Raw genomic sequence first — 23,310 nt, forward strand, 5'->3', positions numbered from 1 at the left:
ACCCCTGGTCCCTCCCGTGGTCCGCCATGCACCCGGCTCTCCGCCGTGGCACGCGCTTCAGGCCGAGGTCAGCGCGAGCCGCCGCCGGGGGTGGCCAGGCGGATCTCGTCCTCGGTGGGCTCGCGCTCCTCGCGGGCCTCCGGCGGGAGGCAGCCGACGATGGCGTCCATGATCCGGCGGGTGTCGGCGGTGGCCGACCGCGGCCCGAGGGTGAGCCCCTCGACGGGCGACCCGACGCGGACCCGCACGGTCGGCGGGTCGGTGACGTTGAGGACGCGCGGCACCGGCGAGGACCGCGGCCACACGTGCTCGGACCCCCACACGCCGAAGGGGATGACGGGGGCGCCGGTGAGCGCGGCCAGGCGCGCGGCACCGGTGCGGCCCTTGAGGACCGGGTCGTAGAAGGCCCGTCCGCGCGGGATCGTCCCCTGCGGGAGCACGCAGACGATCTCCCCGCCCTCGAGCGCGACGACCGCCTGCTCGAAGGACTCCGCACCGCCCCGGGTGCGGTCGACCGGGATGCCGCCCAGCGCCGCCGCGAGCGCCCCGACGACGGGCACGTCGAAGAGCTCCTTCTTCGCGAGGATCCGACCGGTGCGACGGGTGGGCCGCATCATCTGGATCATCGCCGGGATGTCGAAGTAGGAGCGGTGGTTGCCGACGAGGATGGCCGGACCGGTGCGCGGGATGTTCTCGGTGCCGCCGATGTCGAAGCGCGCGTAGGGCGTTGCGAGCGGCGGCATCGCCAGGAAGAGCAGGCGCTGCAGCTCGATGCCGAGGACGGGCACCTTGAGGACCCCCGGGGAGACGTCGAAGTGGACGATGGGCCACCCGCGGGCCACCGCGTAGACCGCGAGGCGCGGGTCCGGGTTGACCGCCGACGGGTGGCCGACGGCGGTGAGGAGGGGCAGGTCGTAGATCGAGTCGGAGTAGGCGAAGGAGTCGCCGAGGTCGACGTCGTGCTCGGCGGCCCACTCGCGGACAGCGGCCAGCTTGCCCCGCGACCACACGAATCTCCCTGCGAGAGAACCGTCGAAGCGGCCGTCCTCGGTGAGGTTGTAGCGGGTGGCGATGACGTGGTCGAAGCCGAGCCGGTCGGCCAGCGGCTTGATGAGGTGGAACGGGGTCGTCGTCGCGAGGACGACCGGCCGCCCGGCCTTGCGGTGCTGCTCGATCAGGGTGAGCGCGAACGGGTGGATGACGCCGGCGATCGTCTCGGCCGCCCGGATCGCGGCCTCGTCGAAGGAGGTCCCCTCACGGCCGCGAGCGACGAGGGTCGCGTTGCGCGCGAGGACGATCGACGGGAGGTTCTCGCCGAGGGTGTCGAACAACGAGTAGAGGACCCGCTCCCCCGGCAGCCTTCGCGTCACGACGCCGAGGTCGTACATCGCCCTCGACAGCAGCGGTCCGGTGCCGCCCTGGAGCAGCGTGCGGTCGAGGTCGAAGATCGCCGCGCCGCCCATGGATGGAGGCTACCGGCCACGGGCGCAGGCATACATTGGCCCCATGCCGCGCCCGCCACTCACCGCCTTCGTCCTCGGCGGCGGTGGTGTGCTGGGGTCGACGCAGGTGGGGATGGTGCGGGCGCTCGCTGAGGCCGGGGTACGGCCCGACCTCGTCCTCGGCACGAGCATCGGAGCGCTCAACGGCGCCTTCGTCGCGGCCGACCCGGGTCCCGAGGGCGCCGAGCGGCTGGCCGAGGTCTGGGAGGCCGTCGTCCGCGACGGGGTCTTCCTCGAGAACCCGGTGCGCCAGGCCGCACGGGTGGCGCGCTACCGCACGCACCTGCTGTCGAACGCGCCACTGCGCCACGTCATCGAGCGCTACCTCCCGGTGACGACGATCGAGGAGCTCGAGGTGCCGTTCCAGTGCGTCGCCGCGTGCATCGAGGACGCCGGTGGGCACTGGTTCTCCGAGGGCGGGGTCACCGACCCGGTCGTCGCGTCGTGCTCGGTCCCCGGCCTGTTCCCCCCGGTCGTCATCGACGGGCGCCACTACCTCGACGGCGGTCTCGTGCACTCGATCCCGGTGGGGCGGGCGCTCGCGCTCGGGGCAACGCGGATCTTCGTGCTGCAGGTGGGGCGGGTCGAACAGCCCCTCGTGCCACCGACGAAGCCCTGGGAGGTCGGGATGGTCGCCTTCGAGATCGCACGTCGGCACCGGTTCGTCCACGAGATGGAGACCGTGCCCGAGGACGTCGAGCTGCACGTCCTCCCGAGCGGCACGAGCGACACACCCAACCTGTCGATCACCCGGGCCCGGGCCGCGCGGATGCGCGAGCGGATGGACCAGGCGCACGCCGCGACCGCCGACTACCTGGGCGGGGTGGCCTGACGTGGGCGCCCGAGGCATCCCGGCTCCACCGCCCCTCGCGCGCAAGGCGATGCACGTCGTCTGGCCGGTCGTCGCCGTCATCGTCACCGGGCTGCTCGCGCCCGTCGTCGTCGTGGGGTCCTTCCTCGTCGCGGCCGACCGCAAGGCGAAGGTGTTCCGCGCGTCGTGCGCGGCCGTCCTCCTCCTCTGGGTCGACATCCGGATGCTCGTCGGGTGCTGGGCGCTGGGGTCGAAGCACCCCGACCGCACGGACGCCGGCTGGCGGCGCTCGCACGAGCAGCTCCTCTCGAGCTTCCTCGACTCGCTCATGTACTACGCGCGGCGCTGGCTCGGGCTCGACGTACGGCTCACCGACCGCATGCACTTCGGCACCGAGGGCCGCCCCCTCATCGCCCTCGCCCGGCACGCCGGTCCGTTCAACTCCCTCGCCGTCGCCTGGCTGCTCGCGCGCACCGCCGGGAGGCTGCCGCGCATCGTCCTCGCCGAGTCGCTGCGGTGGGACCCCGGACTCGACACGATCCTCACCCGGCTCGACTCGTTCTTCGTCCCCGCGACGTCGAAGCCCGGCAACGACCGGCTCGAGGGGGTGCGCCGGATGGCGTCCACGCTCGGCCCGGACGACGTCTTCCTCATCTTCCCGGAGGGCCAGAACTGGACCCCCTCACGGCGGCTGAAGATCATCGAACGGCTGCGCCAGCGCGGCGACGAGGCCCGGGCCCGGCGGGCCCAGGAGCTGCGCCACGTCCTCCCCCCGATGGCCCGGGGGGCGTGGGCCGCGCGGTCGGCGTCGCCCGGGGCCGACGTCATGGTCATCGCGCACGCCGGTCTGGGCCGGCTGTCGAGCGCCCGGCTCGTCTGGGCCGCCCTGCCCTTCACCGACCGCCCGTTCCTCGTCAAGACGTGGACCTACCCCGCGGCCGACGTCCCGGACTCGCAGGACGAGTTCGCCGCCTGGCTCGACGCCCGGTGGAGCGAGGTCGACGCCTGGGTCACGGCCAACGCCGGTCCGTGGCCGGAGGGGCACGAGCCGCCGGGCCACGGGGACGAGCCGGTCGCCGGAACCTGGACCGACCCCGGCGCATCCGACCCGGCGGGCGACGGCCCCCGACCCGAGAGGTGACCGCGATGGCGCGCACGACGACGACCCGCACGAGCACGCTGCTGGCGATCGGCGCGGTCGTCGCCGCCGTCGCGGTGGGGGTGCTCGTCGCGACCACCGTGGGCGGCCCCGCGGGCGACAACGCCAACGGGTCGGTCCCGGTCGAGGACCTCGGGCAGCTCGACGGGTCGTGGAGGGCGGTCAACTGGACGGGAGCCCCGAAGGAGGTCGTCGGTGACGTGCGGCTGCGCTTCTCGGACGGCACCCTCGTCGTCGAGACCGGCTGCAACGACGGCCGCGGGACCGTGGCGGTCGAGGACTCGAGGCTGGTGGCCGGACCGATGATGTCGACGAAGATGGGCTGCGAGCCGGCGCGCACGGACCAGGAGGCCTGGCTGTTCGCGATGGTCGGCGCCACCCCCCGGCTCGAGCTCTCCGGGCCCTACCTCTCCCTCAGCTGGCAGGTCGACGGGACGGACCACTGGCTCGGCCTGGAGCAGGAGGACGCGCCCGCCTGACCCGTACGGTCGGAGGATGACGCAGCTCGCCACCGACGGGGTCGTCGCCCTTCGCCCGCTGACGGTCGACGACCTCGACGCGCACGTGGCCGGCTCGGACGCCCTCATCGTCGACCGGCTGTCGGGCGGGCGGGTGGCGCCGCCGGAGCGGGTGCGCGACTGGCTCGCGTCGAACGCGGCGGCCTGGGCGGACGAGGGCCCGGTGGTCGACCTGGGCGTCGGCGACGTCGCGTCCGACCTGCTGGCGGGCGTCGTCGGCATCCAGCGAGGGCTCGACTACCTGCGCGAGGGCGAGGTCAACCTCACGTACGCGCTCTACCCGCCGTGGCGCGGGCGCGGGTCCGCGACACGCGCGGTCCTCCTCGCGGCGCGCCTCGCGAGCGGGCGGGGACCGGCGGTGGCGCGCCTCGTCATCCGTGCCGCACCGGACAACGCCGAGTCGCTGGCCGTCGGACGACGGGCCGGCTTCACCGACGCCGGCGAGACCGACGACGAGCAGGGCCACCTCGTCTGGCTCGAGCGGCGGCCATGAGGGATCGCGCGACGGCGTCGGGCGGATCCGTTGACGGGGTTCCCGGTCGCGCGGGATCCTCTCGGTCGTGCCCCTGCGCGAGAGCCTCGACCACGTCACCGGCACGGAGCGCTGAGTGGACGCCCTCCAGCGGTCGATCGACCAGAACTCGGTGCTGTGGCTCCTCGTGGCCGGCGTCGTCGGCGCGGGCTTCAAGCTCCTCTTCGACACCTACCTCGCCGAGCGGCTCTCACGTCGCGCGACAGAGGCGATGGCGGTCAGGGAGCTCTCGAACCCCCTCCTGCAGGCGACCGGCCGGGTCGGCTCTCGGCTCAGCACCTACCTCACGTACGGCGACTGGCGCTGGTACTCGGAGTCCGCGTACTTCCGGACGTCGCTGCTCTACACGGTGGGGGTGTACCTCCACTGGTTCGACCGCGTCGACACCGAGGCGTTCCTCAACGCCTCACCGCGCTCCAGCAGGGCACGGCGCCTTCGCGAGCCCCTCTACCTCACCTCCAAGGTCCTGTCGGGCCGCGACTTCGTGGGACCGGTGCCGGACGGGTGGCCGCACGGCCTGCCCGAGATCCTCAAGTTCGACCAGATCGCGATGGGTGAGGCGGTCGCGTCGGGGGGGACGGAGCCGCTGGTCCTGCGCTACATCGACTTCGTCCGTGGCCTCGACTCCGACGCGGACCTGGCTCGGTGGTTCGCTCCCCTGTCCTCACTGATGGCCGTCGCCGAGGACGACGGCGACCCGCGCCGGGACATGGCCCGTCGACGCATCCGGTGCTTCGCGCTGGCGTTGCTGGCACTGGAGTCCCACCTCGGTGGCGAGCCCCTCGACCGGACCGTGCTCGGCGCCCACCTCGAGGCACTCGATGCCCGGACCCGCGCCGTGATGACGCAGGAGCTCCGTGACCACGGCGTCGAGGTCTGACCCCGGGGTCAGGAGCGAGCCGTGCGGATCGACTGCAGCCACGAGCGGGCGGCGGCGAAGTCGGCGTCCCCGGTGAGGGGCGCGACGACCGCGCGCTGCCGGTCGGCCCGCGGGTAGGACCCGAGGAAGCGCACCTCGGCGCAGATCCGCTTCAGCCCCATGAGCGCCTCGCCGATCCGCTCGTCGAGGACGTGGCCCTCGAGGTCGATGGAGAAGCAGTACGACCCCATCGACTCCTTCGTCGGCCGCGACTCGAGCCGGGTCATGTTGATCCCGCGGGCGGCGAACTGCTCGAGGAGCTCGAGGAGGCCGCCCGCGTGGTCGTCGCGCTGGAAGAGGACGACGGTCGTCTTGTCGGCGCCGGTCGGCTCGGGCAGGGTGCCGGGTCGGGCGACGAGGACGAACCGGGTGACCGCGGTGCTCGTGTCGCCGATGCCGTCGGCGAGGACGTCGAGCCCGTGCAGGCGGGCCGCGGCCGGGGCGCAGACGGCCGCGTCGTAGGGCTGGGGGCCGTGCTCGAGCCCTTCGGCGGCCGCCGCGGTCGAGAGCGTGGGGACGTACGCCGCCTCGGGGAGGTGGGCCGCCATCCAGCCGCGGACCTGGGCCCAGGCGTGGCTGTGGGTGCCGACGGCGCGGACGTCCTCGAGGGTCGTGCCCGAGCTCGCGGCGAGGACGAAGGTCACCGGCACGAGGACCTCGCCGGTGACGACGAGGGGCTCACCGCTCGCGAGGGCGTCGAGCGTGGCCGACACCCCGCCCTCCACCGAGTTCTCGATCGGGACCATCGCGCCGTCGACCGTGCCCGCCCGCAGCGCCGCGAGGGCGGCGTCGACCGACCCGAAGGCCTCGCGCTGGGCGCCCTCGGCGGACGCGGGGGCCCAGGCGTCGAGCGCCATCGAGGTGAAGGTGCCCTCGGGTCCGAGGTAGCCGTAGCGGGTCACGGGGTCTCCTCACCGGTGCGCGCTGCCGCGAGGGCCTGCTGCTCCTCGGGGGTCAGGGTCGCGTCCGACGACCCGCCGACGACGCCCTTGGCGTAGGTGCGCGACTCGCCGCGCGCGTGGATCGAGCTGATGACGAGCCCGTCGCCGCGGTCGTCGACGACGGCGGCGCTGAAGCTGAGCCGCCCGCCCATGTCGCCGAAGGCGTCGTAGCGGACGACCGCGACGTGGCGCAGGGCCTGGCCGAGGTCGGCTCGCAGGGCCGCGAGGTCGGCGTCGCCGGCGGGTCGGTGGGCCTCGAGGGCCGCGACCCGGCGCCCGAGGTCGGCGCTGCGCCGCAGCAGGACCACGGCGACCGCCATCGCCCCGACGAGGAGGACCAACGGCACGAGGAGGACCAGTGCCTCGAACGGGTGCAGGGCCAGGGACATGCGCCTCAGGCTAGGCGTTCACCCTCCACTGCCGCCGCGCCGTTCCATCGCGCCCCCGGTTTCCGGCCGGGACGACGGGGGACGAGATCGCCCTGGTGGACGATGGTGCCCGGTCGCGCCCGACCCACCAGAGGAGGACGAGGGCGAGGAGGCCGCCGAAGACGTCCGCGTTCCGCAGGGCGACCCCCGGCCACTGCGGCCAGTCTCGGTGCGTGAGCCAGTCGATCCCCCACCACGGCAGGCGCATCGTGAAGAACACCGTGATGCCGAGGCCCGCCCACAGGCGCCACCGCTCGCGCAACGGGTCGGCGCCGAGCAGCGCGAACACGACGACGACGACCCAGTGGTAGTGGTGCACCCACGCGACGGGCGACAGCAGGCACGCGAGGAGGCCGACGACGGCGACCTCTCCGACGGAGTCACCCTCGAGGTACCGCCGGTGGGCCAGGCGGAAGCCGAACCACCCCACCGCCGCGACGAGGACGAGCCACAGCGCCGTGCCCGGCAGCCCGTCCGGACCGAGGCGCAGGATGGCGGCGCGGATCGACTGGTTGGCCGTTCCCGCGTTCGGCCCGAGCCGGGCAGGGTCCTGCAGCGCACCACCCCAGAACGCGAACGACGCCTGCGGCAGGACCACCCACGACGCCAGGGTCACCCCGGCCGCGGTCGCGACCGCCGTGACGGCCTCCTTCCACCGCCGCGTCACGAGGAAGTGGACGACGAAGACGCCCGGGGTGAGCTTGACGGCCATCGCGAGCCCGACGAGGACGCCCTGCGGCACCCGGCGCACGAGGCGCGGGCGGGGGTCGCGCAGGTCGAGCAGGCAGAGCAGGACGATGAACGCGTTGACCTGCCCGAACCGGATGCCGTCACCGACCGGGTGCAGCCACAGCATCGGCGCCACGAGGGCGGCGAACGCCAGCGGCACCCAGGCCCCCGCACGGTGGATGAGGCGGTACCCGGCGTACCAGGTGATGCCTGCGGTCGCGCCGACCTGGGCGGCGGTCCACAGCCAGCCGACCGCGCCGAAGGGAAGGAACGCCAGCGGGACCGCGACGAGCGCGGCGAAGGGGGGGTAGGTGAACGGGAGGAGCTGCGGCGCCTCGGTGAGGGTCGAGTAGACCGGCCGGCCGTAGAGGATCGAGACGCCGGCGTCGCGGTAGACCTGGACGTCGACCTGCCACTGGTCGAGCGGCCAGAACACGAGGTAGCGCAGCACGACGGGCAGGGACGCGACGACGACGAGGAGCACGGCGAGCGCCCACTGGGCGCGTGGCCCGACCGGCGGGACGCGGCGTCGCCCGGCGTGCGGGGCCCGGCTCGGGGTCGTCGTGCTCACCGGTCCATTGTCCGGGTCGCGACCTCCCGGACGGCACCGACCCGCACCCGGGCCTCGGCCGGGGTGTGGGTGGGCGGCGTCGGCGCCCCGCCGTCCCAGCCCTGCCCTCCCCGACCGGTGGCGACCTGCGGGTACCGGTCGGGTCGCCCCGGCTCGTCTCGTAGCCTTGGCGGGTGCTGCGCAGAGCCCTCGCCGTCACGGTCGCCCTGGCGACCGTCGTCGTGGCTCTCCTCGTCGGTCTCGGGACCCTCCCCACGGACGCCCGCGCCGCCACCACCGGCGCCCCGTCCGACGAGCCGTCCGGCGCGGTGGTCGTCCTCGGTACCGGCGGCGTGAGCTGGTCGGACGTCTCCCGCGAGACGACGCCCAACCTCTGGCTCATGCTCCGCGACGGGTCGTCCGCGGCCCTGTCGGTGCGCTCGGTCAGCTCGAACACCTGCCCCGCCGACGGCTGGCTCGCCCTCGGCTCCGGAGGACGCGCCGCCGTCCCGCGCCCCGGTACCGCCGCCAACCCCGTCGACCGGGCGTGCACGCCCGCGCCGGAGGTGGTGGGCGGCCGCGTCCAGGGCTGGGACGAGATCGAGGAGGCGGCGGAGGCCGAGCGGTTCGACACCAGGCTCGGCCTCCTCGGTGACACGGCCGCCGCCGAGGGCGTCTGCGTGCGGGCCGTCGGTCCGTGGGCCGCGCTCGGCGCGGCCCGTTCCGACGGCAGCGCCGAGCAGGCGGTCCCGTTCGACTCGACCCGGCTCCTCGAGGACCTCAACGCCTGCCCCGTGACCCTCGTCGACGTCGGGTCCGTGCGAGACCCCGACGACGTCGCCGAGGGCGAGTCCGGCACCGGCTCGCGCGAGGACCAGCTGCGCGAGATCGACGCCCGGATCGGCCAGGTCGTCGAGGCCGGCCCGAACGGCGCCGACTACGTCGTGGCCTCGCTCTCCGACGCCGGGCGCAGCGAGCGGCTGCGTCTCGTCGTCCTCCGCGGCCCCCACTTCGGACCCGGCCTCCTCGAGTCCGAGTCGACCCGCCAGGTCGGCCTGGCGCAGTCGAGCGACGTCACGGCGACGGTGCTCTCGGCCGTCGGCCTGCCGGTGCCGCCCGGCCTCGGCGGGTCCGCCCTCACCACCGACGCGGCCCCGGACAACTCCGAGCGCCGTGCCGAGGGACGGCTCACCGGGCTCATCGACTACGACGAGGCGAGCCACGAGGTCCACGGCCTCGTCGAGCCGTTCTTCACGGTCTTCGCCTACGGCCAGCTCGTCATCTACCTCCTCGTCCTCCTCGCGTGGAAGGGGCGCCTGGGCTCCGAGCAGACCCGGGTCACCGTCCTGCAGCGGGTCCGGGTCGTCGCGGTCCTCGCGGCCGCCGTGCCGGTGTCGACGTTCCTCGCCAACCTCGTCCCCTGGTGGCGCTTCCCGGTCCCGATGCTCTCGGTCGTGGCGTCGGTCGGCCTGTTCGTGGCGCTCATCGCCACCGCGGCGCTGCGGGGTCCGTGGTCGCGCTGGTCGCTCGGACCGATGGCGTTCGTCTCCGGGGTGACGGTGCTCGTCCTCAGCGCCGACGTGATGACGGGGGCGCGCCTGCAGCTGTCCTCGCTCATGGGCCTGCAGCCGGTCGTCGCCGGACGGTTCTACGGGATGGGCAACCCGACGTTCGCGCTCTACGCCACGGCCACGATCCTCCTCGCCACCGCCGTGTCGTCCTGGCTCGTCCTGCGCGGTCGGCGCCGGGCGGCCGCCATCACGGTCGCGGTCCTCGGCGGGTTCGCCGTCCTCGTCGACGGCGCGCCCTTCTGGGGCGCCGACGGTGGTGGCCCGCCCGCCCTCGTGCCGGCCGTCGCCTACCTCGTCCTGGCGGTCCTCGGCCTGAGGCTGACGTGGAAGCGTGCGCTCCTCATCGGCGTCGGCGTCGTCGGGCTGTTCTTCCTCGTCGCGGGTGTCGACTGGCTGCGCGGCCCGGGCAGCCGCACCCACCTGGGCAACTTCGTCCAGGCCCTCCTCGACGGCACGGCCGACGACATCGTCATCCGCAAGGCGGAGCAGAACTGGTCGATCCTCACGTCGAACATGCCGCTGACCCTCCTCGTGCCGGCGGCGCTGCTCTTCGTCATCTACCTTATGGCGCGGCCGACGTCGTGGGGGTCGCGAGCGATGCGCCGCTCCTACGAGCAGGCGCCGACCCTGCGGGCCGGCCTCCTCGCGCTCCTCACCGCCCTGACGATCGGCTTCCTCGTCAACGACTCCGGCGTCGCCATCCCGGCGGTGGGTGCGACCCTCGCCGTGCCGCTCATCGTGTCGGTGGCGCTCCACGCCCTCGTCGAGGAGGCGCGCTCGAACGCCACGACCCGGGCCGGGCGCCGGCGACGATGACGGCGAGCCACAGCGCGAGTCCCACCCACGGCACGACACCGCGGCGCACGCCGAGCGTGACCTCCTCGACGCCGGGCGTCATCCCGACGACCCGCCCGGGGACGTAGGCCACCGCGAGCGCCGTGAGGCGCAAGGTGGCGAGGACGTCGACGGGGCCGGCGACGAGGGCGGGCAGGGCGCCCCACGCGAGCAGGTCGTACCAGGGCAGCGCGTAGGGCGCGGCGAGCGAGTACGCGAGCGCCAGGCAGCCGGTGACCCAGAGCGCGACCACCCCCGGAGCCCCGCGGTCGACGGGGCGCGTCAGCCGCAGCAGGCAGAGCGCGAGGACGACCGCGAGCACGGCGGCGGCGATGCTGATGAGGAGGCGGATCTCGCTGTTGCCCACCGTTCCCCGTCCCCACTCCAGCAGTGGGCGCCAGGGCGTCGCGAGGGAGACCGCCTGCCGGCTGCGGACGAGCTGGTCGTAGACGTGGGGACCGGCCCAGGCGTGGAGGGCGACCCCTGCGAGGACGAACCCGACGAGGTGGGCGGCCGCGGCCCGGGCCCACGCGGCGCCCCTCGTCCCCGTCGCCCACCACGCGGCGAGCAGCCCGACCGCGACGACGGCGTACGTGATCTTGGTCGAGCCGGCGAGGGCGACGAGCACTCCCGAGGCCGCGGCACGGGCGGTCGTCACGTGGTGTCCGGCGACGGCCGCAGCGACGGCGGCGACGACGAGGGCGGCCGCGACGACGTCGATGTGCGCCCCGAGCACCCCGATGCCGAGGACGAGCGGGTTGAGGGTCCACAGGACGTCGACCCGGCCGTGCGCGTCCTCCGGGAGCACGCGGCGCAGCCCCCAGCGGAGGGCGAGCCACGCGAGCACGACGAGCACCTGCCACACCCAGACGCCGACGCGCAGGTTCTCCCCGCCGACGAGGGCCGAGAGGCCGTGGAGGAGGGTGCCGAACGGCCCGTAGACGCTCGCCTCCTCGGTCCAGGGGGCCTCGACCCGGCTCGTCACCGGGTCGGCGCCGCCGCCCCAGTCGACGGGCCGCTCGACCCAAGGGTCGCCGCCGGTGACGAGGATCCGGCCGTACGCGACGTAGTTGACGTGGTCGGCCGAGCCGAAGGGCGCGCTGAGAAGGGCGAGGACCCCCAGTGCACCGGGGACGCGCCACGAGCGGAGCGGCCCCGTGCCGGAGCGGAGCCCGAGGACGACCGCGACCGCGGCGGCGAGGTAGGCCGCCCAGAGGAGTCCCGTGACCGTGGCCGGGCCGAACCCGACCGGGACGAGCGTGCCGGGCACCCAGCCGCGCGGGCCGAGGTCCGGCTGGGCTGCGTTCGGGGCGGTGAGCCCGACCGCGAGGAGCAGGGCGGTCGAGACCACGAGCAGGGCCACCCGGACGCGGTCGGTGCCGGGTGGTGCGGTGGGGCGGGTCAGCCCCGCTGCCACGGCCGCCAGCCGCGCCGGACGAGGGCGAGCCACACGTCGCGGTACTGCTCGGCCCGGTGGACCTGCCCGCGCCAGTCCCGGCCGCTCACCCGGTGCTGCAGGTCGCACGGCACCTCGAGGACGGTGAGCCCGGCGCGCAGGACGTCGACGGTCAGGGCGGTCTCGACCCCCCAGCCGCGCGCCAGCGGGCTCGCGGCGTCGAGGGCCCGGGGGCTCAGGCACCGCATCCCCGACAGCGGCTGAACCGCACGGAACCCCGTGAGCCGCTCGATGCCGCCGCGGGCGAGGTTGACGACGAGCCCCCGCCCGCCGCCGGCGGTCAGCTGCGCCGGGAGGGTCGCGATCGTCATGTCGGCCTCGCCGGCGAGGACGGCGTCGGTGAGGACGCCGAGGTTCGCCGCGGTCGCCTCGAGGTCGCCGTCGACGAAGAGGAGCGGGGCGCGCCACGCCTCGCCCCGGTCGCGGGACGCCTCGGCGGCCTCGAGGTCGCGGACCCGGCGGATGCCACTCTCCAAGGCCGCCGCCTTGCCCCGGTTGCGGGGGTGGCTGACGACCTCCGCACCGGCCTCCCGGGCCACCCGGGCGGTGTCGTCGGTGCTGCCGTCGTCGACGACGACGACCCGTCCGACCTGCGGCAGGGCCGCGAGGGCGGCGACGGTCGCGGCGATCCGGTCGGCCTCGTCCTTGCAGGGGACGACGGCCGCGACCCGCGCCGCGAGCGCGGACATCAGCGGAGGGTGACCTGTCGGCTGAGCAGCCCGGACCGGGCCCGGCGCTCCTCCGCGGTCAGGGCCGCGCCGGACCCCAGCGCGGCGGTGTAGCGGCCGTGCCAGGCGGTGAGGGCGTCCTCGTAGTCGTCCGCGCCGAGCTCGGGGTCGAGGTCCCAGACGGGGACGAGGAGCCCGCACGCGCGGAACGCCCCGAGCAGGCGGGTGTCCCCGCCCAGGCCGTCCTCGCCCGCGGCGTGGAGGCGGGCGAGCGCGTCGGTGGCGGCGTCCTCGTCATCGGGGAGGACGAGGCGGATGTGCGCGCGGTCGCCGATGCGGACCCAGTACGCCGAGGGCAGCGCCGCCATCCGGGAGGTGGGGACGACGGTCTCGTTGGCGCGGGCCAGCGACTCCGCGGCATCGCCCTCGAGCTCCTGGTCGCCGACCCAGAAGTCGAAGCCCTCGTGGACGGTGACGTCGAACGAGCCCTCGACGAGGACGTCCTGGAGGCGCGGGCTGTCGGCGGTGACCTGCGGGACGGTGACGACCGGGACGCCGGGGTCGGCGGCGAGCGCCGCGAGGACCTGGGCGGCGAGGTCGCGCGACGGGTCGCCACTCGCGTTGCCCGACTGGGTGCCGATGAAGACCGTGCCGTCGGCGCGGTGCAGCCCGGGCCACGCCAGCGGGAGGACGGTCGCGACCGTGACCTCGGAGGGCGCACCGTCGGGCACGTGCTCGGGGCGCACCGTCGCGGTGGCCGTCGCGGCCGGGAGGATCTCACGCAGCGCGACCCAGTCGGTCTCCCCGGCGAGGCCCTCGAAGGGGCGTCGCTCGAACGGGACCGGTGCGGGTCGGGACCGGCGAGCGGTGTCGGCGGCGCGCTGACGTCGTGAAGCCTTGCCCATGCGCGCCACCCTAGTGGGAGCGCTCAGGTGGCGCGGCGGCGGCTGGGCCCGCCCAGGGTGGCCCACACGACGTTGCCCGTGCGGTCCTCGGTGACACCCCACTCGTGTGCGACGGAGCGGACGATGCGCAGGCCGCGGCCCGAGGACAGCCACACCGACCGGGGCGCCGGGCGCGGCACGTTCTCGCCGCCGCCGTCGGTGACCTCGACCTCGACGACGTCGCCGCGGATCTTCCAGCGGACGCGGATGGTGCCGTCGGAGAGCGGCCGCGCGTGGCGGACGGCGTTCGTGAGGAGCTCGGACGCGACGATCTCGGCCTCGTCGATGAGCTGCTCGGGGAGGTCGCGCTGCTGCAGGTCGGCGACGACCTCCTTGCGGACCTTGCCCACCGACGCCGGCTCGTGCGGGGCGCGCAGGGTGCAGATGATGCTGTCGGCGCCCGGGCCGGGCGTCTCGCTGACGAGGAGCCCGGTCTCGCCGGGCCCGGCGGTCGCGACGCCCCCGAGGTCGTCGTCGTCCGTGGTGGAGGTGTGCGCAGTCACGTCCCCAAACCTAGTCCGATCGGGCCACGCGGGCGATGACCATCGCGGGACGGTTGGTGATGATGACGTCGACCCCCTGCTCGAGGCAGCGCTCGACGTCGTCCTCGTCATCGACCGTCCACACGTACACCTGGCACCCGCGTCGTCGCAGCCCGGAGACGAGCTGGGGGCGCTTGCGCAGCAGGCGGACGTCGAGGCCGACGGCGCCGATCCCCTTGGGCAGGACGCCGTCCCACGCGAGCGCCGACAGCCCGGCCTCGACGAGGTAGACGAGCGGGACCTTCGGGGCCACCTTGTGGACCCGCAGGAGGGCCCGCCGCGAGAACGACATGACCCGCACGTGCGGCCGCCCGGGCTGGTCTCCACCGTCGAGGTCGAAGAAGCGCAGGGCCTGGACGAGCGTGTGCTCGACGTCGGCGCCGTGCCGGGTCGGGTGCTTGGTCTCGATGAGGGTGACGACCTCCTGCCCGGTGTCCACGAGGGTGTCGAGGAGGCGGCGGAGGGTGAGCAGGTGGCCGCGCTCGGGGTCGGCCTCGGGTACCTCCGACTCGTCGTGCCGGCGCTTCCACGAGGCCCAGTCGAGCTCCTCGAGGCGGGCGAGCTCGAGGGCGGACACCGCACCGTTCCCGTCGCTGGTGCGGTTGACCTTGCGGTCGTGGACGCAGACGAGGTGGTGGTCGGCCGTGAGCCGCACGTCGCACTCGACGCCGTCGGCGCCGTGCGCGAAGGCCTTCCGGTACGCGGCGAGCGTGTGCTCGGGCTCCTCGTCGCTCGCGCCGCGGTGGGCGATGACGAGCGGGCGCCGCCGGACGGGGGGCGTCGGCGAGCGCTGGGGCTCCGGCGCCCGGTCCTCGACGTCCACGTCCCCATTGTTCCCCCGACGCGATGGTTGAACCCACGACACTCCGGCCCCCGGACCGGGTCGTGTGCCCAGGTGGCCGCCCCGGCAGCCCTCCCGGCACACGACCCGAGGAGGGGGAGGGTGCGCGCGCGGCTCACACACCACGACGCCCTACCGTTGGACGACCGTGAGCCTGCCGCCCTTCCAGCACCTCGTCGACGAGCACTGGCGCGACGTCGCCCGCCTCGCCCACGCCCTCGCGCCCGGGAACGGGGACGACGTCGCCCAGCAGGCGTGGACCCAGGCGCTGGCCGCCTACCCCCGGCTCACCCACGCGCGGAACCTGCGCTCGTGGCTGCTCACCATCACCCACCGGTGCGCGATGGACCACCACCGCACGGCCCGCCGGACGACCCCCCACGACGACCCGGCGGCCCTCGCCGAGGCACCCTGGCTGCCCCCGCCCGAGGCGCCGGACGGCTCCCTCTGGACACTCGTCGGCGCCCTGCCCGAACGGCAGCGCGAGGCCGTCGTCCTCCGGTTCGTCGCCGACCTCGACCACCGCGCCATCGCCGCCGCCCTCGGCACATCCCCGGGGATGTCGCGGCGCCTCGTCAGCGACGCCGTCGCCACCCTCCGCCTCGACCTCGTCGACCCCGACCCTCCCCAGGACCCGTCATGAGCACCGACCCCTTCACCACCTTCGACCCCCCGCTCGCCGGGCCGCCACGACTCGGCCCGACCGACGTCTCGTACACCGTCGAGGACACCGCCGTCGGGCGTCTCCTCGTCGCCGTCCGCGAGGACGGCAGGGTCGTGACGTGCGCCTACGTCCCCGAGCGCGCGGCCGAGGACCGCTGGCTGGTCCGGCTGGCCGGAGCCGTCAGCCCGCGCGTCCTGCGCCACGCGGGCGCCACGGACGAGGCACGCCGGGCCCTCGACGCCTACCTCGCGGGGCGGGCCCGCTCGGTCGACGTCAGGCCCGACCTCGTCCTCGCGACGCCGTTCCAGCGCGACGTCCTCGGCGGCCTGGCCGCCCGGGTGGGCTACGGCGAACGGACCACCTACGCCGCCCTCGCCGCGGCCACCGACCACGAGGGCGCTGCCCGGGCGGTCGGCACCGCCCTCGGCGCGAACCCGCTGTGCGTCGTCCTCCCGTGCCACCGGGTGCTGCCCGCGTCGGGCGGGGTCGGCGGGTACGCGGGCGGCGCGGCCGCGAAGGAGCACCTCCTCGCCCTCGAGGCGGCCCACGCCGCCGGCTGACGGCATCGGCCGCGCCCGGGGGCCGGAGCAGGGCCGCGTGCCACCGAACCTCCGTCCGGGCACCCGATATCGGGAGTCACGACGGAGGTTCGGTGGCATTCGGCGGAGGTGGCCGCCATGCGCCCCGGGCCCGCCGTCAGGGCCTCATGGCATCGAGCCGCGGGGCGTTCGGGGTGTCGCCGCTCCCATGCTCGACGCCATGATGACGTCGTGAGCCGAGCCAACCGTCCGGGCCGACCCTCCGGACCCCGTGCACCCCGCCCGCCCGGCCGTCCCCGCACGGCGCCGTCGTCCCGCGGGTCCGGGACGACCACCGCCCTCGGGGTCGCCCTCGTCGCCGTGGGGTCGGTCGCCGCGCTCGCGGCGGTCGGGCGGCTGCCGCTCCTCGTCCTCGCCCTGGTCGTCGGCGCGAGCCTGGCGTCGTCCGGTCTCTACCGGCTCGACAAGGCCGCGGCGCAGCGGGCTGACCGCAGGATCCCCGAGTCGACCCTGCACCTGCTCGACCTCCTCGGCGGCTGGCCCGGCGGCCTCGTCGCCCGGCACGCGTTCCGCCACAAGACGCGCAAGCAGCCGTTCCGGACGGTCTTCTGGCTGACGGCCGTCCTCAGCGCTGCGCTCGTCGCCTGGCTCGCCGTCGCGCAGCCGGCGCTCCCCGTCGTGGGCTGACGCGTCCGCCTGGTAGGTGGGCCGCCAGCGGGTGAGGTCCGGTCGCGCCGGGGGTGGGGCAGCCGGCCCCCTCCTCGGCCGGGTGCGGGGGCCCGTCGTCGGTCACCCGTCGTCGCCGAGGCGGCGGTCCTCGTCGTCGCTCGGGAGCCGCCCGGTGCCGGAGTACCCGCCGAGCAGCTCGGCCATCGCGAGGTGCGGCCTGGCCTCGGCGTGGCGTCCCTGGCGCTGGAGGGTGCGGCCGAGGACGAGGTTGGCGTAGGCCTCGTCGGGGACGTCGGCGAGGATCGCGCGGACCACCCGCTCGGCCCGGTTCAGCTGGGCCGAGTGGTAGTAGGAGCGCGCGAGGAGCAGGCGCAGCTCGGTCGTGCCGTGGAGGGGCGGCTCGAGCGCGCTGTCGTCGACGAGCGACGACAGCGCCTCGGCGGCCGCCTGGTACTCGCCGTGCTCGAACAGGCCGCGGGCACGCTCGTAGCGCTCCGCCATGCTCGGCTGGGGAGAGGTCATGGCCCGCACAACGCCACACGGCGCCCGCCTGTTCCGGTCGGCGGAGCAGGGGTCGAGGTGGTGTCCGACCCGATCCGGGTCGGGCGCCACCTCGAACCACCGACCGCGCGTGCCGTGGTCGCCGGGCGCCGGTCCGGCGGGAGAAGATCGGAGGGCGATGAGCCAGCACGACCCGCAGCAGCAGCCGCCCGGCGACCCGGGCGGTCGTTCGGCGTCGCCCTCCACCGAGCCGGGCGGGCAGGCCCGCGCCCGCGTTGCCGCGGCCGGACGGGCTGCCGGACGAGCGGCCGGACGCGGTGGGCAGGCCGGTGTGCGGGCGGTCGGGCGGGGGGGTCGCCTCGCCGCCCGGCGCTTCCGGGCCTTCGTCGCCGCCGACGGCGCGAGCGACACCGGGCTGGCCCGGCTCACCGAGATGCACACGGTCAACGTCGCTGCGGACGCCGCCCTGACGATCTCCCTCGCCGGCACCGTGTTCGCCCTCCCCACCGACGAGGCCCGCGGCCGCGTGGCCCTCTTCCTCCTCCTGACGATGGCGCCGTTCGTCCTCCTCGCACCGCTCGTCGGGCCCCTGCTCGACCGCTTCCGCCACGGCCGGCGCTGGGCGCTCGGCACGACCCTCGCCGTCCGGGCCTTCCTCAGCTGGGTCCTCGCGTCGGCCGTCGTCGAGGACAGCGCCTGGCTGTTCCCCGCCGCCCTCGGCTGCCTCGTCGCCAGCCGCTCGTACGCGGTGGCGCGGGCGGCGGCGGTCCCCAGGCTGCTGCCACGCCCGATCGGTCTCGTCACCGCCAACTCGCGCCTCACCATCGCCGGCCTCGTGGGCATGGTGATCGGCGGCGGGGTCGCCGGTGCCCTGAGCCGGATCGGGCCCGACTGGTCGCTCCGCTTCGCCTTCGCCGTCTACGTCGCGGCCACCGTGCTCGCCATCCGCCTGCCCCCGCGGGTCGACTCCACCGTGGGGGAGGTCGACGTCGACGGCACGCCGGTCGCCCACCAGCCAATGGGCTCCCCGGAGCGCGGGGTGCGCCGGATGCGGGCCCTGCCACGAGCGGTCCGCTACGTCCTGTGGGTCACCTGCGGGGCCCGCGTCCTGTCCGGCTTCCTCGTGCTCTTCCTCGCGTTCCTCATGCGCGAGCACCCGATCCCCGGATGGCAGGGACCCGTGGTCCTCGGGCTCGTCGCCGGTGCCGCCGGCATCGGCAACGCCCTCGGCTCCGTGGTGGGCAACTGGCGCCGCGCCCCGGCACCCGAGCTCATCGCCGGGCTCCTCGCCCTCCTGGCCATCGCCACGGGCACCGTCACGGCGGCCCTGTACTCGATCTGGACGCTCGTCGTCCTCGGGCTCGTGGCCGGGGTCTTCAGCCAGCTCGCCAAGCTGTGCCTCGACGCGACGATCCAGCGCGACGTCGCCGAGCACACCCGCGCCCGGGTCTTCTCCTGGGCCGAGACGATCCTCCAGGCGTTCTGGGTGCTCGGCGGCGCCATCGGCATCGCGATCCCGCTCGACCCCGTCCTCGGCTTCACCCTCGTGACGGTGCTCGTCGTCCTCCTCGGCGCCGTCGCCGTGCGGTCGCGGCGGCTCGGTGCCGGCGCCGCCCCCCAGCCAGGGCCCGCCGCCTCGTGACCCGCCCCGTCCTGCGCCTCGTCCTCCTCGTCGGGGCGGTCGCCGCGGGGGGTGTCCTCGCCTGGGCGCTCCTCGGCGAGGACCTGTCCGTCGTCCGCCGGGCCGTCGACGACGCGGGACCGTGGGGCGCCCTCGTCTTCGTCGCCCTCCACGTCGTCCTCTCCCTCGTGCCGGTGCCGCGCAGTCTGCTCGCTGTCATCGCCGGAGCCCTGTTCGGGGTCGCCGCCGGCATCGCGCTGTCCGTCCTCGCCTCGGTCCTCAGCGCCGCCGTCACCTTCGCGATCGGCCGACGGGTGGGGAGGGAGGCCGTCGCGCGCCTCACCGGACCCCGGGTCGAGCGCGTCGAGCGCCTCCTGCGCGACCGGGGCCTGGTCGCCGTCCTCGCGGCCCGGCTGACGCCGGTGGCGCCTTTCGTCGTCACGAACTACGGGTCGGGGATGAGCAGCGTGCGCACCCGCGACTACGCGCTCGGCACGATCGTCGGCGTCGTGCCCGGGTCGGTCGCCTGGGCGACGGTGGGTGGCGCCGCCGGCCGCGAGCCCGGTGCCCTCCTCTGGGGAGTGACCGTGGTCGTCGTCCTGCTCGTCGTGGCCACCCTGGTGGGCCGACGGCTCCGCACGGTGCGGCGGCCGTCCCCTCGGTCGCGCCCGTGAGCCCGCTCCCGGTCCCCCGCGTGCCGGTCCGGCCCCGCAGGAGCGGGGCCGCGGTCAGTGCGCCGCGACGTCCTCGTCCGACCCGGATCGGGCCTTCTTCACCGCGGTGAGCACCGCGACGACGACCGCCCCGACGGCCAGCCCGATGACGGCGGAGGCCGCCGTGTTGACGACCCAGCCGAGCGCGCCGCCCCCCACGGCCTCCTCCCAGTGGTGGACGGTCTCGTAGAGCCAGTGCCAGCCGAGCTCGTCGACCCCGACGAGGAGGATGTGCCCGCCGACCCACAGCATCGCGACGATGCCGACCGTCGACAGGAACGCGAGCAGCTTCGGCATCCCCGCGACGAGGCCGCGCCCGACCGCCCTGGCCGCGCCGGACTCGCGCCGGCTCATCGCCAGCCCGATGTCGTCCATCTTCACGATGAGCGCCACCACCCCGTAGACGAGCACGGTGATCGCGACGGCGACGACGACGAGGATCACGGCACGCGAGACGAACGGCTCGTCCTCCACCTCGTTGAGCGCGATGACCATGATCTCGGCGGAGAGGATGAAGTCGGTGCGGATGGCGCCGCTCACCATCGTCTTCTCGTGGTCGGCGTCGTCGTCGACCGCCGCGGGCGTCACCTCGTGCTCGTGACCGGAGACCTTCTCCCAGATCTTCTCGGCGCCCTCGTAGCAGAGGTAGGTGCCACCGACCATGAGGATCGGGGTGAGCGCCCACGGCAGGAACTGCGAGAGCAGGAGCGCGGCCGGGAGGATGACGAGCAGCTTGTTGCGCAGCGAGCCCACGGCGATGCGGCGGATGATCGGCAGCTCGCGGTCGGCGGTGAAGCCCTGGACGTAGCGCGGGGTGACGGCCGTGTCGTCGACGACGACCCCGGCGGCCTTGGCGCTCGCCCGGCCCGCCGCGGCGCCGACGTCGTCGATCGACGAGGCCGCCAGCTTCGCGAGCGCGGCGATGTCGTCGAGGAGGGCGACGAGTCCACCAGCCATCGAGGTCCTCCGGGAGTCGTGGGTGCGGGGCGCGGGGTCGGCGTCCCGGTGAGCGGCGTGGGTGCTCACGCTAGCGGGGAACGCGCTCGTGGGCGGCGGCGTGCCCGCGGCGTCAGGTCAGGGAGTCGAGCCGGCGGGTGAGGAAGGCGATCTCGGCCGGGTTGCCGGCGAGGGTGCGCGCCCGGTCGTAGGCGGCCGCGGCCTCGTCGGCGCGACCCAGCCGGCGGAGCAGGTCGGCGCGGGTCGCGTGGAACGGGTGGTAGCCGTCGAGGGCGCCGGCCAACCGCTCGACCTCCGCCAGCGCCGCCTCCGGACCGGCGACCTCGGCGAGCGCGACGGCCCGGTTGAGGGCGACCACCGGCGTGGGGGTCGCGAGGACGAGGCGGTCGTAGAGGGCGAGCACCTGGTCCCACGCGGTGTCGGTCGCGGCCGGGGCGTCGGTGTGGACCGCGTTGACCGCCGCGAGGAGCTGGTAGTGGCCGGGACGGTTGCGCCGCAAGCACTCCCGCACGAGGGCGTGCCCCTCGGCGATCCGCTCCCGGTCCCACAGCGAGCGGTCCTGCTCGTCGAGGGTGACGAGCACCCCGGCGGCGTCCACGCGGGCGCGGCGGCGGGCGTCGGTGAGGAGCATGAGCGCGAGGAGCCCGGCGACCTCCTCCTCGTCGGGCATCAGCTCGCGCAGCACGCGGCCGAGCCGGATGGCCTCGTCGCAGAGGTCGGTGCGCACGGCGGCCCCGCCCGAGCCCGGGAGGTGGCCCTCGGTGAAGACGAGGTAGACGACGGCGAGGACGCCGGAGAGCCGCTCGGGCAGCTCGTGGTCCCGGGGCACGCGGTAGGGGATGTTCGCGGCGGCGATCTTGCGCTTGGCGCGGGTGATCCGCTGGGCCATCGTCCGCTCGGGGACGAGGAAGGCGTCGGCGACCTCGGGCACGGTGAGCCCGCCGAGCAGGCGGAGGGTGAGGGCAACCCGGGCCTCGGGCGCCAGCGCCGGGTGGCAGCAGGTGAACAGGAGCCGGAGCCGTTCGTCGACGACCGACGTGACGGGTGCCCCGGGGTCCTCGGGGGCGGTGAGCACCTCGGCCTCCTCGTGCCGCGACCGGCGGGTGGACTCCCGCCGCAGCCGGTCGAGGGCGCGGTTGCGCGCGACGACGGTGAGCCAGCCCCCCGGGTTCGGCGGGACACCCTGGGTGGGCCAGCGGCGGAGCGCCTCGACGAACGCCTCCTGGGCCATCTCCTCGGCGAGGTCGAGGTCGCGGAACCGGGCGGTGAGCGAGGCGACGACCCGGCCGAACTCGGCCCGGAACACCGCCTCGACCTCCGCCGTCACGGTGTGGTCACTCGCCGTGGAAGGGCCGGACCTCGACCTTGCCGCGGCAGGCCCTCGACCCGCGGGCCGCGATCTCGAGCGCGGCGTCGAGGTCGGGGGCCTCGATGACCCAGAAGCCGCCGATCTGCTCCTTGGCCTCGCTGTAGGGCCCGTCGGTCGTGACGACCTGGTCACCCTGGCCGTCGACCACGGTGGCGGTCGACGGGTTGTGCAGGCCGCCGGCGAAGACCCAGCTGCCGCTGGCCTGCAGCTCCTCGTTGAACGCGCCGGTGTCGGCGTAGGCCTGGTCGCGCTCGGCCTCGTCGGGGTAGATGTCCTCGGGGGTGGCGTCCTTGTCGTGCCACACGGACAGCAGGTACTGCGTCATGACGTCTCTCCTTGCAGGTGGTGGACGGCGGCCGGGTGCCTCGCCCTCACCCTCTCCACGAACGGGGTGGGTCGGATGCGACAGCCGGTCCGCAACGTTCTCCGGAGGCTTCGGGCTCAGCCCTGCGGGCGGCCGTCGGGGAGCCCGCGGGGCCAGCGGGTGATGGTCAGCGTCCCGGTGTCGGCGACCTCCGTGGCGACCTCGACGAGCTTGCGGTTCGCGTCCTGGCTCGCCACGCGCAGGACGTCAAAGGCCTGCTCGCGGGTGAGCCGGTGCTGCTGCATGAGGATGCCCATCGCGACGCCGATCTCGCGGTTGGACTCCAGGGCCCGGCGCAGGTTCTCGGCGCGGTCCCGGGCGACCAGGGCGGTGACGAGGAGGGACCCGTGCGTCGCGAGGACGAGCCCCGTCCCGATGTCGCGCCGGCCGAACGCAGCCCGCCGGCGCGAGAAGACGTTGAGGCAGGCGATGGCGCCGGAGTCGTCGAGGAGGGTCAGCCGGTAGGCGAGGACGCTGCGGAACCCCGTCGCGGCATGCGCGCGGTGCCCCCACTCCGGCCACCGCTCGTCGCGCTCGACGTCGTCGGTGACGTAGACGTTGTCGTCGAGGACGGCGTCGACGCAGGGTCCGGACCCGATCTCGTACTGGAGTGCGTCGGCGCGCTCGGCGTCCTCCCCGGTCGAGGCCTCGGTGCTGAACTTCCCGCCGCGCAGCACGGTGAGGCTGGCGGCGTCGGCGCCGGGCAGGCGCTCGACGGTCGCGGTGACGAGGGCGGTGAGGGGCTCGTCACGGCTGAGGGAGGCCCGGACGGCGACGAGCTCCATCGCCTCCGCGAGGCGGACGAGGTCGTCGCTCGTCGGCGTGCGGCCGTCGGGGTCGGAGGGGAGGGCGTCGGGCACGGTCGTGGACCTCCTGCGAGGACGAACACCGGGGGGTGCGACGAGTATGCACCGGGGCGGCCGGGGCGGGGCGCGCACGCCCACCGCGGACCCCTGGGGGCGCGATCG

Annotated in this window: 25 protein-coding genes; 11 read left to right on the forward strand and 14 right to left on the reverse strand. The window is 75.1% G+C overall.

The features are described from left to right. Positions 1–68: 68 nt before the first annotated feature. Positions 69–1,463, reverse strand: a complete 1,395-nt coding sequence (locus tag ACK8HX_RS04440; protein WP_411939455.1) for an HAD-IB family hydrolase — start codon at positions 1,461–1,463, stop codon at positions 69–71. Positions 1,464–1,506: 43 nt separating this feature from the next. Here ACK8HX_RS04440 and ACK8HX_RS04445 point away from each other — a divergent pair, with 43 nt between their 5' ends. The 5 genes from ACK8HX_RS04445 (at position 1,507) to ACK8HX_RS04465 (ending at position 5,402) form a co-directional block, all read left to right on the forward strand. After that, on the forward strand, positions 1,507–2,334 hold the full coding sequence (locus ACK8HX_RS04445; protein ID WP_411939456.1) for a patatin-like phospholipase family protein: 828 nt from the start codon (positions 1,507–1,509) through the stop codon (positions 2,332–2,334). 1 nt (position 2,335) lies between these two features. Beyond that, positions 2,336–3,454 carry a 1-acyl-sn-glycerol-3-phosphate acyltransferase gene (locus ACK8HX_RS04450; RefSeq protein WP_411939457.1) on the forward strand — a complete coding sequence of 373 codons (1,119 nt, stop codon included), beginning with the start codon at positions 2,336–2,338 and terminating at the stop codon, positions 3,452–3,454. 5 nt (positions 3,455–3,459) lie between these two features. After that, positions 3,460–3,951, forward strand: coding sequence for an META domain-containing protein (locus ACK8HX_RS04455; RefSeq protein WP_411939458.1), 492 nt, complete (start codon positions 3,460–3,462; stop codon positions 3,949–3,951). Between the two features lie 16 nt (positions 3,952–3,967). Continuing rightward, positions 3,968–4,483 carry a GNAT family N-acetyltransferase gene (locus tag ACK8HX_RS04460; RefSeq protein WP_411939459.1) on the forward strand — a complete coding sequence of 172 codons (516 nt, stop codon included), beginning with the start codon at positions 3,968–3,970 and terminating at the stop codon, positions 4,481–4,483. Between the two features lie 115 nt (positions 4,484–4,598). Beyond that, positions 4,599–5,402, forward strand: coding sequence for a hypothetical protein (locus tag ACK8HX_RS04465; protein ID WP_411939460.1), 804 nt, complete (start codon positions 4,599–4,601; stop codon positions 5,400–5,402). An 8-nt stretch (positions 5,403–5,410) separates the two neighbouring features. Here ACK8HX_RS04465 and pheA read toward each other — a convergent pair whose 3' ends face one another. Genes pheA through ACK8HX_RS04480 form a run of 3 tightly spaced genes read right to left on the reverse strand, consistent with a single transcriptional unit; the run spans position 5,411 to position 8,110 of the window. Beyond that, positions 5,411–6,343 carry a prephenate dehydratase gene (gene pheA / locus ACK8HX_RS04470; RefSeq protein WP_411939461.1) on the reverse strand — a complete coding sequence of 311 codons (933 nt, stop codon included), beginning with the start codon at positions 6,341–6,343 and terminating at the stop codon, positions 5,411–5,413. Beyond that, complete coding sequence (locus ACK8HX_RS04475; protein WP_411939462.1) at positions 6,340–6,771, reverse strand: DUF4446 family protein; 432 nt, start codon at positions 6,769–6,771, stop codon at positions 6,340–6,342. The genes pheA and ACK8HX_RS04475 overlap by 4 nt, the downstream gene beginning before the upstream one ends. Positions 6,772–6,781: 10 nt before the next feature. Beyond that, entirely contained in the window at positions 6,782–8,110 is a 1,329-nt protein-coding gene (locus ACK8HX_RS04480; protein WP_411939463.1) for a glycosyltransferase 87 family protein, read from the reverse strand. 173 nt (positions 8,111–8,283) lie between these two features. Here ACK8HX_RS04480 and ACK8HX_RS04485 point away from each other — a divergent pair, with 173 nt between their 5' ends. Then, positions 8,284–10,476: a hypothetical protein gene (locus tag ACK8HX_RS04485; protein WP_411939464.1), complete on the forward strand. Its 2,193-nt coding sequence runs from the start codon at positions 8,284–8,286 to the stop codon at positions 10,474–10,476. On the opposite strand, the gene ACK8HX_RS04490 is transcribed toward ACK8HX_RS04485, so the two are convergent. The 5 genes from ACK8HX_RS04490 to ACK8HX_RS04510 are packed head-to-tail and all read right to left on the reverse strand — an operon-like array spanning position 10,394 to position 14,927. After that, entirely contained in the window at positions 10,394–11,911 is a 1,518-nt protein-coding gene (locus tag ACK8HX_RS04490) for a hypothetical protein (RefSeq protein WP_411939465.1), read from the reverse strand. The genes ACK8HX_RS04485 and ACK8HX_RS04490 overlap by 83 nt on opposite strands. Continuing rightward, positions 11,896–12,639 (reverse strand): glycosyltransferase, encoded by a 744-nt coding sequence (locus tag ACK8HX_RS04495; RefSeq protein ID WP_411939466.1) that lies wholly within the window; start codon positions 12,637–12,639, stop codon positions 11,896–11,898. The genes ACK8HX_RS04490 and ACK8HX_RS04495 overlap by 16 nt, the downstream gene beginning before the upstream one ends. Then, entirely contained in the window at positions 12,639–13,523 is an 885-nt protein-coding gene (locus tag ACK8HX_RS04500; protein WP_411939467.1) for a DUF5926 family protein, read from the reverse strand. The genes ACK8HX_RS04495 and ACK8HX_RS04500 overlap by 1 nt, the downstream gene beginning before the upstream one ends. Before the next feature lie 23 nt (positions 13,524–13,546). After that, positions 13,547–14,065, reverse strand: coding sequence for an ATP-binding protein (locus ACK8HX_RS04505; RefSeq protein ID WP_411939468.1), 519 nt, complete (start codon positions 14,063–14,065; stop codon positions 13,547–13,549). Positions 14,066–14,075: 10 nt separating this feature from the next. Beyond that, positions 14,076–14,927, reverse strand: coding sequence for a glycerophosphodiester phosphodiesterase (locus ACK8HX_RS04510; protein ID WP_411939469.1), 852 nt, complete (start codon positions 14,925–14,927; stop codon positions 14,076–14,078). 166 nt (positions 14,928–15,093) lie between these two features. On the opposite strand from ACK8HX_RS04510, the gene ACK8HX_RS04515 reads away from it, so the two are divergent. The 3 genes from ACK8HX_RS04515 to ACK8HX_RS04525 all read left to right on the forward strand — a co-directional run bounded on the left by ACK8HX_RS04515 (position 15,094) and on the right by ACK8HX_RS04525 (position 16,835). Next, positions 15,094–15,588 carry an RNA polymerase sigma factor gene (locus tag ACK8HX_RS04515; RefSeq protein WP_411939470.1) on the forward strand — a complete coding sequence of 165 codons (495 nt, stop codon included), beginning with the start codon at positions 15,094–15,096 and terminating at the stop codon, positions 15,586–15,588. Next, on the forward strand, positions 15,585–16,169 hold the full coding sequence (locus tag ACK8HX_RS04520) for a methylated-DNA--[protein]-cysteine S-methyltransferase (RefSeq protein WP_411939471.1): 585 nt from the start codon (positions 15,585–15,587) through the stop codon (positions 16,167–16,169). The genes ACK8HX_RS04515 and ACK8HX_RS04520 overlap by 4 nt, the downstream gene beginning before the upstream one ends. 210 nt (positions 16,170–16,379) lie before the next feature. Next, a complete protein-coding gene (locus ACK8HX_RS04525) occupies positions 16,380–16,835 on the forward strand; it encodes a DUF1294 domain-containing protein (protein WP_411939472.1) in 456 nt (151 codons plus the stop codon). Between the two features lie 102 nt (positions 16,836–16,937). Here the strand turns inward: ACK8HX_RS04525 and ACK8HX_RS04530 are convergent, their stop codons facing one another. Next, on the reverse strand, positions 16,938–17,339 hold the full coding sequence (locus ACK8HX_RS04530; protein ID WP_411939473.1) for a tetratricopeptide repeat protein: 402 nt from the start codon (positions 17,337–17,339) through the stop codon (positions 16,938–16,940). Positions 17,340–17,496: 157 nt separating this feature from the next. Here ACK8HX_RS04530 and ACK8HX_RS04535 point away from each other — a divergent pair, with 157 nt between their 5' ends. Then, complete coding sequence (locus ACK8HX_RS04535; RefSeq protein WP_411939474.1) at positions 17,497–18,960, forward strand: MFS transporter; 1,464 nt, start codon at positions 17,497–17,499, stop codon at positions 18,958–18,960. After that, positions 18,957–19,613 (forward strand): TVP38/TMEM64 family protein, encoded by a 657-nt coding sequence (locus tag ACK8HX_RS04540; RefSeq protein ID WP_411939475.1) that lies wholly within the window; start codon positions 18,957–18,959, stop codon positions 19,611–19,613. The genes ACK8HX_RS04535 and ACK8HX_RS04540 overlap by 4 nt, the downstream gene beginning before the upstream one ends. A gap of 54 nt (positions 19,614–19,667) precedes the next feature. On the opposite strand, the gene ACK8HX_RS04545 is transcribed toward ACK8HX_RS04540, so the two are convergent. The 4 genes from ACK8HX_RS04545 to ACK8HX_RS04560 form a co-directional block, all read right to left on the reverse strand. Continuing rightward, complete coding sequence (locus tag ACK8HX_RS04545; protein ID WP_411939476.1) at positions 19,668–20,609, reverse strand: DUF808 domain-containing protein; 942 nt, start codon at positions 20,607–20,609, stop codon at positions 19,668–19,670. A 112-nt stretch (positions 20,610–20,721) separates the two neighbouring features. Continuing rightward, entirely contained in the window at positions 20,722–21,936 is a 1,215-nt protein-coding gene (locus tag ACK8HX_RS04550) for an RNA polymerase sigma factor (protein ID WP_411939477.1), read from the reverse strand. A gap of 7 nt (positions 21,937–21,943) precedes the next feature. Then, complete coding sequence (locus ACK8HX_RS04555) at positions 21,944–22,303, reverse strand: YciI family protein (RefSeq protein ID WP_411939478.1); 360 nt, start codon at positions 22,301–22,303, stop codon at positions 21,944–21,946. A 116-nt stretch (positions 22,304–22,419) separates the two neighbouring features. Further along, the gene (locus tag ACK8HX_RS04560) at positions 22,420–23,202 is read right to left on the reverse strand and encodes a GAF and ANTAR domain-containing protein (protein WP_411939479.1); all 783 of its coding nucleotides are present in this window, start codon (positions 23,200–23,202) and stop codon (positions 22,420–22,422) included. Positions 23,203–23,310: the final 108 nt, after the last annotated feature.

The sequence above is a fragment of the Oryzobacter faecalis genome, from assembly GCF_046764005.1.
Taxonomy (GTDB): domain Bacteria; phylum Actinomycetota; class Actinomycetes; order Actinomycetales; family Dermatophilaceae; genus Oryzobacter; species Oryzobacter faecalis.